The sequence below is a fragment of the Chryseobacterium sp. MHB01 genome (assembly GCF_034651565.1).
GTDB lineage: Bacteria > Bacteroidota > Bacteroidia > Flavobacteriales > Weeksellaceae > Chryseobacterium > Chryseobacterium nepalense.
In genome coordinates this window covers 1-13,668 of record NZ_JAYEDA010000026.1, presented here as the reverse complement: position 1 = coordinate 13,668, position 13,668 = coordinate 1, and the positions used below count along the sequence as shown (strand labels likewise).

Below are 13,668 nucleotides of genomic sequence, written 5' to 3'. Positions count from 1 at the left end.
CACAACGGTAAACATTACCCTGAACGATGTGATCTCCATTGATGCGGGAAGTACTGCAATCGGGAATACGGTTGACTTTAACTATGCTACTGCAGCAGATTATAATTCTGATCAGACGATTACTAAAGCCAACTCTTTAAAAGTTACTTCCACTAAGAATTTTAATGTAAAAGTAAAAGCAGGAGGTGCTAATTTCATGAATGGAACCAACGTAATCCCTGTAACTGTTCTGACTATTAAAGCTGCTGCAGCTTCCGGAACCATGGGTGGTACAAAAAACGCTGTTGTTTTATCTGCAGCTGATCAAACTTTAGTGGCAAATGCTCCGCTTGGAAGCGCATTGACACTGAATCTGGATTACACCATTCCTGCCGCGAAATCATCTTCTTCTGATATTTTAGGTAAACCGGCCGGAACTTATACGCAAACAGTAACGTATACTGCGACCGCTTTATAAAATTTTTCAGTTTCTAAAGGTTCCTAAGATAAGTTTTCAGTAGTTTTGGGAATCTTTTATTTTTAAACAATTTACACCATGCACAAGTTTATTTACCTTTTCATTTTTATCTTCACAGGGTCCTCTTTACTTCTGGCACAAAGTATCTCTATGTCCCCTACCCGATTATTTTTCACCGGTAATCCAGGAGAAAAAGTGGCACAGACAGTCACGCTTCAAAACAGTTCGGATAAGGATTATGTTTTTAATCTCAACTATAAAGATTGGGTTAGAGAAGAAGATGGAAATAAGGTTTATCTTGATGCAGGCAGTTCAAAAACTTCCAATGCCTCTTGGGTATCCACTTTAGAAAATACTGTCACAGTTCCTGCAAGAAGTACAAAAGAGATCGTCGTAACCATGCAGATTCCGGCAAACGCATCAAAGTCTGCCGTTACAAACAGTATGTTATTTTTCACCCAACTTCCTCAACAGGCAGATCAGGCACGTGCTCAAAACGGGATTGGTGTTATCACATTGTTTGAGGTGGGACTTCACATATTTTATACTCCAATGGGAAACAATGTAAAAAGTTTGGATATAACCAATATTTCAGAGGTAAGCAAAGAGAATGCAGCAAACAGGAAAGTAGCAGTAAGTATTCATAATGATGGAAATACCATCAATGATGCTACCGTAGAGTTTGAACTGACCAATACAGACAATGGTAAGGAAATAAAATTACCTGCAATCTCCATCTCCATGCTTCCCGATACCAATCAGACCGTTCAATTTTCTTTACCGGAAAACATTTCAGGGAATTTCCTTGGCGTGGCTATTATCAAAATGGCAGGATCCAATGATTTACGCGTAGGCGAAAAAAACTTTAAATTTTAAAAATAAGTCTTGAACTCCCAAAATGGAATATCGATGTCAATCATAAAAAGAACAATCTTAGTTTTTGTATTTGTTCTTCTGCACTTTTCGCTGGCCTTTGCACAGGAAAAGAAGGATATCCAAATCCATTTTGAAAACGACAGCATGGCTGTTGAAAAAGGCTCTACTTTTACTAATTTTTTGGTCATTGATAATAAAAGTTCTGAAGAGATTACCATTCAGAATATCATACCTGATGAAAAATATCCGGGATTGCTTTTTTATCCAAAAAATGACTTTACCTTAGGAGCGGGTCAGTCTAAGAATTTTCCTGTGAAACTGATCGCCAATGTGGATTTTATGAAGCTGAGATCCAATAAAATCCAATTCCAGGTTTCGTATACCAGCCCAACAGTTACCAAAACTGAAAGCGCCTCGTTCTTCGTTAAAAAAGACGAGAATAAAAACATCGCAATTTATACGGCAGCATATGAAAATTTCATTAATCCTGCTGCGCCCGACTCTTCAATTCTGCTGACTGTAGAAAACCAAGGCTACAGTAAACAAACCGTTAAGATTGATTTGCAATCCATTCCTGATGGTTTGGAAATGATACCTAAACAGCAAACCTTATCACTGGAAGGTTTAGAAAAACAAACGGTTGAGATCAAAATTGCGGTCCGAAAACAGAATACGCTTTTTCCAGAATTTAGTATTAATGCAACCGTTACAAACCTGCTTACTAATGAAATCGTGGGAAGCAACACGCTCCACTTAGTCATCTTATCAAACAACAGACAAATTGCCCGGGGAAATGAAGCAGTGAACGGAAGTAATTTTGCAGAAATTAGCTATAACGAAAACAGTTCTGGTTTTAATTTTCTTCAACTGAGAGGAAACACAGCGTTTCGGGTGACCGAAAATCTGAAATCGCGGTTCAATATCGGCGCAGATTACTATGTTGAAGACAGCCGTTATAACCTGTATGATACCTGGCTGGAACTGGAGAGAAAAAATACGGCATTACGGGTGGGGAATGTTAATAGTACAGATTACGACTACCCGGTTTTCGGGAGAGGCGGGAAACTTTCTACTAAATTTGGTAAAAATAACAAGATTGAAATTCTTGCGCTGGAAAATAATTATAACCTGTATGGTACTTATTTTCAGCAAACAGAAGGATCTACCATGGCGGGTGCCAAATATAACTTTGGGAATACTAAAACCTTTAATGGAAAAGTATCTTATATATTCGACCATGATCCGCGCTTTAATATCGATACCCAGGTGGCAAACGCGGTAACATCATTTATAATTAATGATAAACACACCATCCGCACGGAAGCTGGCCTGAGCCACGAAAAAGGCCTTTTAAATAAAGATGAAAATGCAGGAGCTTCAGTAGGAGCCAATTACGAGGGAAAAATAGGAACATGGGACCTACAGTCTGTTAATTCCTTTGCCACCAAAAGTTATGCAGGAATCAAAAGGGGATCTTTTTTCTCAAATCAGCGTATTGGCCACCAATTTTCTGCTTCTCAGCGCGCTTTTATACAATATCAGAATTCGCAGGTAGACCCCGAGTTCCTTAGTTTCCAGAGTGCACCTATCCAACTTGGGAATACCGCCAACTTGCGTTATTATTTTAATAGTACGGAATCCCTAGGATCAGGATATCAGTTTTCTGTAAAACATTGGAATTTTCTACTGTCTCCAAAGGTGGAGAGACAAAAAACAGCCAATTTTTATACATCACGGGAACTTTTTTCTTACCGGCTGGAGGCCAATATCAGCACTACATTGGGTGCCCACGGATTAAACTGGACGGCGGAATATTCTTATTCAAAAGAAAACAATAGGGCCGATTGGTTCAACAGTCTGAAAACAACTTTGTCTTACAGATATAAATCCTTCTCCCTCAGCGGAACAGCCCAATGGAATGCAACCAATGTTTTTGATTTAAATTCTTATGACGGTGCAGACCGTAATTTCGCCAACTACAATGTATATGCTTCGTATAATTTCCAGATGCTTAATAATAATCTGATTGGATCTTTTTCAGCCGGAACTTCTTATTCAGAACTTTATAAAAATCTAAACAACAATATAACCGGTAATCTGGAATATAAGATTTCTCCTTCCTGGTCTACCACAGGTTATTTTAATTTTTCCGGTTATAAATCTACGGCTTCTTATGCAAGCAGCGGCAGTTATTACCAGTTCAGAGTAGGGATTAAAAAATATTTTGCTGCAGCTACGGCCCTTGGAAACCATAAAGTGACGTTCCAGTTATTTGAAGATAAAAATTCCAATGGACTTCTGGAGGCGGGTGAACAGATCCTAGCCAATGAAATAGTGAAACTGGACAATTTTGTTGCAATGACCGATAAGAACGGAAAAGTAGTTTTCCAGAATGTGCCTGAAGGTATGTATACCCTGAAGGTGAACGAAAGTGCAGGTGCCCGGTTGATGATGGATCCTATGATTATGGTAAATAGCAATATCAACCGCAAAGTAGGCTTGGTGAAAAACATCAGGGTAAGTGGGAAATTAACAGAAATCAAACAAGCTTATGATAATTTGGAAACCGATGTAACCGGAATTGTGGTGTATGCAAAAAGTGAAAATGGTATGATTTATACCGCCGTAGTTAATCAAAAAAATGAGTTTGAGTTTTTCCTTAAAGACGGGAAATACGACCTCTACATTGAAAATGACAAATACAGCTATACACAACCCACCCAAACCATTCAGGTGACAAAAGAAGGTTATTCAAAAACTGTGGTTTTTGAATATAAGAAGAAAGACACCACCATTAAGGTGAAAAAGTTTTAAATTTAAAGGTATGAAAAAGATGAGGACTTTTTTAATAGGAATTTTTACAGTGTTATGCGGATTAACAGTAGCCAAAGCACAGGATGTGTACCTGTCGATTCCGGAAAATAATATTTTTAACAGAAGTGAATTCACTTCCTTACCTACAAGGGTAATGGTAAACGCCAACAGAACAAACTGGGATTATGTCTTTTTTGGACTTGCACCAATAGCTCCTACTTTTACTTCCGTGTCCGGACCTGCTTTTACTCACTCATCTTCTTCATTTACTTTACCCAGCTCTACGCTTCTGTGGCAGTTGGAAAGCATGGGCGGACAGCTGCCATCTACCGGATTTTCGGGTTCCTTGCCCGGTTTTCAGTCGTTCAGTACAAGCGCCGTAAGATGGTTTGAACCGCCCGGATCCATTATTTTTGGAGGAGGGTTCAACAAGGGAAACATCAATTTTACGTTTAAAATCCCTGGCGCACAGTTTGCTGCCAATGCCTACCGGGCTGGGAATTACTCCATGGATATCCTTCAGAATTACAATGATTTCACCCCTCGTAATTTTAAAACGATTTTAGTCATTCCTGCATCCGTCAGGTGGCTCACAACATCTTTAACAAAATATATAGAAATATCTTCTTTGAATGATTACCGGATTACGGGCACGCGGGTGTTCAGTTTGGATAATGCGGAAATCGCGCATACGGTTGATTTTAATTTATGGGCGAAAACTGCTGCCACAAATATTCAGTTCACATCTTCTAAAGGAGTTCCGGGAACAAGAAGTATAGCAAGCATTAAATTGGGCAGTAATGGATCTGCACTCACAACCAAAGCCTTATCTGCCAATTTTCAGAATTTTTCCGCTGCTAATTTCAGTGTTGTAGCAGGAAACAGAAACAGCTTCACGCCAGAGCTTTATGTATCTGCTGAAGATTTTAGGAACTTTTTTTTTGAAGCCGGAACTTATACTTTTGAGTTGAACTTCAATGCTGCAAGTACCGATAATTCGATTAACAGTTTGCAAAATACCGCTGTTCAGTTAAAGGTGCTTCCCCGCTCAGAGATCACCATCCCCACTTCCGGGCGTAATGTAAACTTCAATTTTAATACAGCTGCCCATTACACGAATGGTCAGTCACAGACGATTCCAAGCCAGATTATATTGTCCAATAATGAAAGTTTTGAACTGTATGTAAAATCGGATGAAAATTATTTTAAGAAAGGCGGTCTCCAGACCGACATCAATTCCAACATATTACAAATTGGGATAGATGGAAGTTCTGCAAATGCGGCCTTATCGAAAACTCCCCAAAAAATACTTTTTAACGGAACACCGGTTTTGGACCGGGAACTGAACGTAACATACACCATACTCCCTTCAGGTGCTCAAAGTTTGGTAGGAAAGGAAAATACCACCTACTCCATCAATGTTTATTATAGCTTTACGGCAATTTAACAATACTCCTAAAAATCAGAGAAAGAGTTCGTTACTAATATCGTGATTCAAGCAAAAAATAATGTTTGAGTAAAGAAAAACAACAGCTGATAATTATGATGCGCTTTTTGAAATATCCGACGATTTGTTAGCCGTTCTGTCTTTAGAAGTAAATTTGTAAAACTAAATCCATTTTTCGAGTGAATTAAGTTTGAAAATTATAAAAATTTTATATCCTTAATGCGCAGAAACATGGTATCATTTCATCTGAAAGTAATAGAACTGTTTCCCTTTTTTTATCTAAATTTACGGCATGAAGGATTCAAAATTAAATGTTCGTATTGTTGTAGCAGATGATCATGGTATTGTCCGGATGGGTCTGGTACAAACAGTCAAACGACTCAAGCCCGATGCCCTGATTTCAGAAGTAGAGGATTATAAATCGCTGTATAAGATAATTCTTAAAGAAGAATTTGATTTGGCCATTATGGACGTTAATATGCCTAATGGCACTGTCCAGGAAGCAATACATTACATAAAAATTCATAAACCTGAATTAAAAATTTTAATATTTTCTTCTCAAGATGAAGAGCTGTATGCAATGCGTTACCTAAAGATGGGTGCCGGTGGCTACCTGAGTAAGCAAAGCTCCCCTGAAGTAGTTAAGGATGCTGTGACGGCAATGCTTGATAAGGGCAGATATTTCAGTGATAATGTAAAAGAAGCAATGTTTTTAGAATCACTAACCGGCGCCACAAAAGATTCTCCTTTTGAAGCGTTATCAGACCGCGAACTGCAAATTGCCAATAAGCTTGCAGAAGGTCTTCCTCTCAAAGAAATTTCTAATCAGCTGAATATCCATTCTTCAACGGTCAGCACTTACAAAAACAGGCTGTTTGAGAAGCTGAAAATCCGATCCGTACCCGAATTGGTAGAAATTCTTAGGCTTTATAATAAGTAAACATTAGATTATTCCACGGTATGTCATTTTCCAGAAAGATTTATTATGATAAACTGACCTATCAACCGAAAGAAAGAGCACCTTTTTACAGATGCCGTTCATAATCACTACGCATCGCTATTTCCTGAAGATAATTAGTGCCATCCGATAAAATAAGGACCTTTTTAAGGCCCAAGATTCTTCATTCCGCAATCTCCATATAACCAAATTCAAAATAGGTGATCCGGTATACTGAAATGATTTTGATCTGATTGTTTCACATTAAATTCTAATTTTTTTCCCCGCAAAAGCATCGTTCCCAGACACTCTGAAAACTCAGGAGTATTGATTCCCCGATTTTGACTGCTCATAAAAATAGTCTTTAACTGTTCCTATCGGATAATGAGTAGTTACTAAGAGGAAATCCAGGACCATATAATATGTATCCTCAGCTATTAAAGCAATTATTTTAATTGTGATATCTCTGATAAGATTTTTTGTCAGATTGGAACATATTGTTAAGGTGCTATGAGAAATTAATCAATTTGTATAGTAGTTGATAACTTCATGATAGTGAATAAATACTTACTGGATTGTAAATCAGTATAAATACTACTTTATAAATGAGGTAATACTACTGAAAAATAAAATATCCTGTTCCCGTAATTTTAATCCATAATAATATTTAATCCAAATCATTTTAATCATGAGCACTAATAACCCAACCGTTCAAATTACAAACAATTCAACCATTCCGGTTGATATTTATGATGTTTTCAATCCGGGTACAACCGGACAAACAGTTCCTTACACCTACACGAAATTAGGCACTATTCCCGCAGGAAGCACCAGTACGATCCAGACTATCCGTGCAGCATCACAATTACAGGCAATGTATACGGGAACCATTGATCAGCTGAGCAGTCTTTATTTCTACCAGTTTCCGGTTAAAGTAATGGCAGCCGTTCAGTTTTCATTCGATAATCCGCCGCCTTTGGTTTTTACCATTACGGCTGACGATCAGAATGCCATGATCCAGTCTTTCCTTTTTCACCGCTATGCGATGGCCAACCCGAATTCGGCGCTGACAAAGAATTTATATGCCGCTTTGAAGGGCGGAAGTACAGCTTCGGTAAACAGCTTTTTTGCTTCCACACAAAACTTTAAAGCGTGTACTTTAAGTTCATGGAACGCAGTAATGAGCTGGTTACAGATGTTTACCTCAGGCTGGCAGGGACCTTTCTATATGTATGAACAGGCTCCGAATCCGGCACCGACCGGATATATCCCGGTTTTGGTGGGAACAATCAACATTCTTTCAACAGCCTCTGAAAATTCGGCTACTTTGAAATTGTGCACCCAGGATGCCAGTGGAAATCCTGTGTATGCAGAAAATTCACAACCTACTTCCCTCATTATGAACGGAGACGGTACCATAGGCGACAGTAATCCCGGAAATGATGTTTCAGTAAACCTGACGCCCGTCTGGATGAATGTCATTCAGACCTCCATGCAAAATGGTCAGCCCGTTTCCACTTACCTGGCGGGTCCTACATTAACGGGAACCATCGCCAATAAAACGGTTGTTTCTTCGCAGACAGCCCGGCAGATTCCGGGCAAACCGGCAGATAAAAACAAACAAAGTTCATTTGATTCAACTTTCGGAAAAATCTGTCAGGGCGTCGGGCTTTTGGTAGGACTGTTGATGCTGGGAGAATTTGCTAAAAAAATGTTTGATAGTGCTAAGGAAAAATTAGCATCGGCAAAAGAAAAAGCAACCTCAGAAAATGAATATGAAAATGAAGAAAATGAAATTGAAAATACTCCGGATGAGAACATTGTTAATGAAGTCAGCCAACAAGAAGAAACATTTAATTCTGATGCCTCTTCCGTAGCAGATTCTTATTCTGATATTTCAGAATCTATGCAGAAAGACGTCATGACACAAACCATGGAAGATACGATGTCCGATATCAATAATGAAATAACTGAGCAGGTAGAAAACGGATTTACCCCTACAGAGGAATATGAATCTGCAGTTTCAGATTTACAAAACTCTTTTAAAGATGCCAGCGCCCAGATTGAGGAAGGAAATTTTTCCGATGCCAGCAAGGAACTCTCATCAGCCGCCAGCAATATGGAAGAGACGATTTCTCAAAGTGAAAGCAGCATGCAGGAGTGGGAAACACAATCTTTACAGGATTCGGCTGATGCGGTAAATGATGCTGCAGAAGCTTCAGATGCACTTGACACGGCACAGGAAGATTATGAAAATGATATGAACGATGAGGAGAATGATTCGGGCTACGATGCAGATGAGGATTCGGAATGGCCTGAAGCAGAAGAAATCGCCGAACTGTAAAATCAGGAACCTGTAAGAAAATATAAGAATATATCCATATCTCGTAAAACAGGTTCCTAATACAATAATAATTAATTTAAAAAATAAAAAAATGATTATATCATGGAATACAGATCCTTCCAAGGGTACCTTTGCACCCGGAAGTACAAAATATTCTTCTTATTACCAATATGATACGGTATCACATAAATTTGTAAGAATTCGATTAGAGCTTGGCAGAACCGAAAGTAACGGTGAAACGATGATAATTTACGATAACGACCGTGCTGTAGGTTTTTCGGATATTGACTTTATTGAAGAAGAACAGGAATATCCGGATTCAGATTTTTCAATTGATGAAGCTACAGGAGAAGTACTCTTAAGAGGTGTCCCGCTTTCTCAAACTCCGCAACCGGGATATAATGTTGTGGATATGTCTCCGGGTGACACCGTACCCCATTTCGGAAACAGTGTCTCAAACTCAGCTGACACACATTTTCCGGAAGGAATTCAAAACAAACATCTGGGAGTGCTTGCTAATGAAGCCATTTTGGGAGAAAAAGGAATTCCCCTGACCTCGTCTGCAGCTTCCGGCGCTGAATTGTCTGCCGTACTCAAAGGTCAGGTTGCAAAAGTAGTGGGAAAACCCTTCAATGAGATTACCAATGAGGATCTTTTGAAAACTTTACAAAGACAGGTTGCTCAGATTAAACAAAATGAAGTACTTCCTTCAAAAGAAAATATAAACTCAAGCTTAGAAGAAGCCGACGGACTTATTGATTCGATCAAAGAACAGATTACAGATGAAGGAATGGTGCCCACGGAAGAGTTCAGCAAAAGTTATTCAAATTTTATCGAAAAATATATGAATGCAAATGCTGCTGTAGAAAGCGGTATCGCAGTAAAATCCGCGATGGAAGAATTTCAGGCTGCCAAAAATCAGCTAATGAACGAATCAAAAACCATTGAGGCAGCGTATTACAATAATCTGAAGACTCAGTTAAATAATACCAATACAGCTGTCGATGCTGCAGTTGCAGATGCCACGACATGGGAAAATATTGATCTGGAGTATGAAAATCTGGAAAAGGCAAATTCAATAGAAGAATACGAAGCGGAGATTGGTGTTGAAGAAACAGAAGTATTATAATCCTAAAATATAAATCAATGAGCACTACATATCCATCTGTGACGATCAAAAATGATCTGTCAGCAAGTATTCAGATTTTTGATGCTTTTCAAAATAACGAAGATGATAAAAGTCTAGCCAACTTTTTCGGAACACTTACACCGCTGGTTACCGTACCGGCAGGTGGAAGCCAGGAGTTTACGCCGATTCATGGACCCATCTCAACATTTATTGTTTTTGATGATCAGAATAATCCCCTTACCCGTTTTTTTACATTAGGCACTCAGCCGGTTTCTTTCGAAGTACAGCAAAGCGATGTGGATACGATGAACACCACGGAGGCATTTATTAAACTAATGCAGGATCAGCCGGATAATCCGGAAGTCGTGCAGTTTCAGGCACTCATAAAAAACGGGAAGGCAACTGCAGCACAGGTAAACCAGTTTTTCCAGTCAACCACGGATTATAAAACAGTTACCTTTGTCACTTATATGCTGGCTGTGGTGGCATTGGCCCGAACCCCGCAGACTCAAAAATCACCACCTCAGGATCAGGTGTACAGCCTCAGTACATTAGTCAATTATTTTGGTTTCAGCTGGCCTTCTTCCATTCCGGATGTTACCATCTCTCACTTTAACTGCAACGAAACTGATACTGCAATATTTATCGGAGGCGAATTAAACATTACGGATGTTACCTTCGATTCCGGTGTATTGGGAATCATTCAGTCTTTTATCGGAAATCCGACTATTGATTTCGGAGTTGAATTTGTTTATAACGACGGATTGGCAACCGGTATGACTTGTTTGAAATTCAGTATGGATGAAGTGAAAATTCCGATTGGAGGAGGAAATACTTTTGATATTGACAACCCTACCATGTTGCTGTCGCTAAATCCGCTTTTCAAGTTTGTAGTTTTTGAAATTAAGGCAACCATTCCGTTTAATCTGTTTGGAAGTCCGGAAATTGATGCAGATATTGCCATGACTATTGATAATATTGAGGCCGAAATCGGGGTAAATCTGAGAGGCAATACCACAAGTTTGCTTACTCCCCCGGGAATTAAAGGATTACATTTCGATTCATTCGGCGTAGGACTCGGTGTAATTTTTGAACCCCCAGGCTTTGCCATCGGACTGGAAGGTACATTCCATATCGGAGACCAGGGGCAGGTACCCTTAACGGATGATAATTTTGCAGTCGTTTGCGAAATGGAAGAAGAAATCCCAAATCCTTTGTATATCGCATTTTATGTACCTAAACTGGATTTTAATGAAATTATAACATTATTCACCAATACATCATACAATATCGATCTTCCGGTTTCCTTCACAGATCTTTCATTCAGATGGGCTGAAAACCCTATGGAACCTGTTGTCCTGCCCGATGGCTCACTTGCGCCGATGGGATATGGATTCAATGCAGTGATGGATCTGTTCGGTTTACAGTTTTACGGATATCTTCAGATTGACCTTAACACAGGGGTTCATGGTACGATCACTATGGCACCGCTGAATTTCGGAAATATCCTGAGCATTACAGGAGACGGAAAGGGAGCATCAATTAAAGTAGATCAAAACGGCAATCCGATTCCGATTAATGCAGTACCAAAAACAAAACTGGACCAGCAGACTATTAAAAATGCAACAGATAAAACAGTTGTATCTGCGGGCGGACCGGAAATGAGTGTCAGCACATCTTCTTCTCCGTATTTTACACTGGACGCAGCAGCAAGTGTTTTCGGATTGGTGAATGATAAAATAGATGCTGTCATCGCTAATGACGGAATAAGTTTTGAGATGGATTACGGCGCGATACTTGAAACTAAAATGGCCTGCAAACTGTCTGATTATCATAATTTTTCAGGAGCCTTTTCTTACGGATTGGATTTTGATGTTTCATTACCGTCCATTGCTGGTTTCTCTTTAGGATCCATTCATTTGGATGCGGGCTGCGCAGTAAGTGTAGTTCTGAATACCTCGGCTTCTGAAATCTCATTTCAGGTATCAGGAGGATTTAATTTTGAAGGTTTAAATCTGAATTTCGGACCGTTTGAGGCAGACCTTAATATTTCCAGTATTTCGGGATTATTAAGCGCTATTGAAACCTATATTGTCCAAAATGCGTCATCAATCTTCCAGGATATCATCAATGATGCCGAAAAATGGGCCGGATATGTTAAAAATGCTATAGTAAATGGTGTTTCAGATGTTGCCCAGGGATTAAAACAGGCTTACAATGAAACAGCAGCAGAAACAGCGAATATCATGAATTCTGTAGGATACAGTGCCTCTACTATTGCAAGTGACATAGGCAATGCATTCTCCTATTCTGCGACAGAGGTCGCTCAGGCGATGGAAGAAGGATATGGTGCTACCAGCCAGGTAGTAGCGGAGGCATTCCAGGAAATTGGCATTGGAGCACAGGACACGGCACAGGCGCTGAATACGGTTTTTGGACTGGCCCCAGATGCGGTGCGTGATATTATGCTGGGGGTAGGATATGCAGATGATGCCATAAAATCTGCGTTTGAATCCATTGGAGGGGCTTTTGCTTCTGCAGCATCCAGCATCTGGCATGCCGTTTCACATTGGGATCACTGGTCATAAGATAAACATTCAGAGACTGTCTCTACCAGGCAGTCTCTTTTATTCCGTTGAATTATGAAAAACACGTATAAACTGCTCAGAACCTTACATCGCAAAGACATAAAACAACTGATGGAATGGTCAGTACAATTCAGCAGAGATGAGTTTATCCCACGTTATAAACCAACAATATACCTTTATCCGGACCGCCAAAAAGAAACTTTTCGAGAATTGAGTAATTTATTAAGATTTGTTGGTACATCAGAAAATTTAGTAAAAATTCAGGAAGAAAGCATTCTTAAATCAATGTACCAAGGAATTCGAATCCCTGAGTCAGATGATGATTATAAGTGCTTATATATCCATGAAGAAGATTATTCTTATATTCACTCCTATCGCTGGAAAGACAAAGAAAATTTTGACAGATGTTATTATCGATTTGGCTTAAATGATACTACAAAACAAAATATGAACTTTATACATCCTGAATTGACAGAGTTCTGTGATGTATTGAAAAATGGAAAGGCATACAATCGCTTATTCGGAAACTGGATACAGGAAAATCAAGGGAACATCCGTGAGATTTATCTCTCGTTTCCATCAAAGCCGAAATTAAAATGGATGTTGGATAGTTTACAATCAATACTTAAAGATGAAGTCTATAAACAATTACTTCAATTTAAAGATCTACCTATTAAAAATATTGGCTTTGACTCAGTAATGGAAAAAAATCCTAAAGTAACATTGTACTTTTCTATACTTTTATCGGATTATTTTCCTACAAACCACACTCAATTAGTCCAACTGACTCATGACTATAATCTAAACATGAGATAAAAATCATTTGTTTTTGTATTGTAAAACTAATGATACTTATTTACAAGCGCTTTTATTTACAAAGCTTTTCCCATATTTTGGCTAGCTACAATTAAATTGATCGGTTTTCCGGAAATCCGGTAACCTCTTTTATCATTTCGGAGAGGACATTCAAAAGTCATATAAATCGTGGCTTATTTTGGTTTTTTTGTGCCTGCACTAAAACAAAAAACGCTGTAAACATTTATTTTACAGCGTTTTAGCTTATTTTGGTTTCTAAC

At 38.9% G+C, this 13,668-nt stretch carries 9 protein-coding genes; all 9 read left to right on the top strand.

Annotated features, from left to right (window positions below; genetic code table 11):
• A partial coding sequence (locus tag U9K52_RS20750; RefSeq protein ID WP_322927958.1) for a hypothetical protein occupies positions 1 to 457 on the top strand: 457 nt, incomplete at its 5' end.
• Positions 458 to 535: 78 nt separating this feature from the next.
• The gene (locus tag U9K52_RS20745) at positions 536 to 1,333 is read left to right on the top strand and encodes an Fn3-like domain-containing protein (RefSeq protein ID WP_263603410.1); all 798 of its coding nucleotides are present in this window, start codon (positions 536 to 538) and stop codon (positions 1,331 to 1,333) included.
• A 33-nt stretch (positions 1,334 to 1,366) separates the two neighbouring features.
• Positions 1,367 to 4,147: a hypothetical protein gene (locus U9K52_RS20740; RefSeq protein ID WP_322927956.1), complete on the top strand. Its 2,781-nt coding sequence runs from the start codon at positions 1,367 to 1,369 to the stop codon at positions 4,145 to 4,147.
• A gap of 10 nt (positions 4,148 to 4,157) precedes the next feature.
• Positions 4,158 to 5,594, top strand: a complete 1,437-nt coding sequence (locus tag U9K52_RS20735) for a hypothetical protein (protein WP_322927954.1) — start codon at positions 4,158 to 4,160, stop codon at positions 5,592 to 5,594.
• A 292-nt stretch (positions 5,595 to 5,886) separates the two neighbouring features.
• Positions 5,887 to 6,534, top strand: a complete 648-nt coding sequence (locus U9K52_RS20730) for a response regulator transcription factor (RefSeq protein ID WP_248392658.1) — start codon at positions 5,887 to 5,889, stop codon at positions 6,532 to 6,534.
• A gap of 685 nt (positions 6,535 to 7,219) precedes the next feature.
• Positions 7,220 to 8,875 (top strand): hypothetical protein, encoded by a 1,656-nt coding sequence (locus U9K52_RS20725; protein WP_322927953.1) that lies wholly within the window; start codon positions 7,220 to 7,222, stop codon positions 8,873 to 8,875.
• A gap of 91 nt (positions 8,876 to 8,966) precedes the next feature.
• The gene (locus U9K52_RS20720; protein ID WP_322927952.1) at positions 8,967 to 10,004 is read left to right on the top strand and encodes a hypothetical protein; all 1,038 of its coding nucleotides are present in this window, start codon (positions 8,967 to 8,969) and stop codon (positions 10,002 to 10,004) included.
• A 17-nt stretch (positions 10,005 to 10,021) separates the two neighbouring features.
• Positions 10,022 to 12,592, top strand: a complete 2,571-nt coding sequence (locus U9K52_RS20715) for a hypothetical protein (protein ID WP_322927951.1) — start codon at positions 10,022 to 10,024, stop codon at positions 12,590 to 12,592.
• Positions 12,593 to 12,646: 54 nt separating this feature from the next.
• Positions 12,647 to 13,408: a hypothetical protein gene (locus U9K52_RS20710; RefSeq protein ID WP_322927950.1), complete on the top strand. Its 762-nt coding sequence runs from the start codon at positions 12,647 to 12,649 to the stop codon at positions 13,406 to 13,408.
• The last annotated feature ends 260 nt before the right edge of the window (positions 13,409 to 13,668 follow it).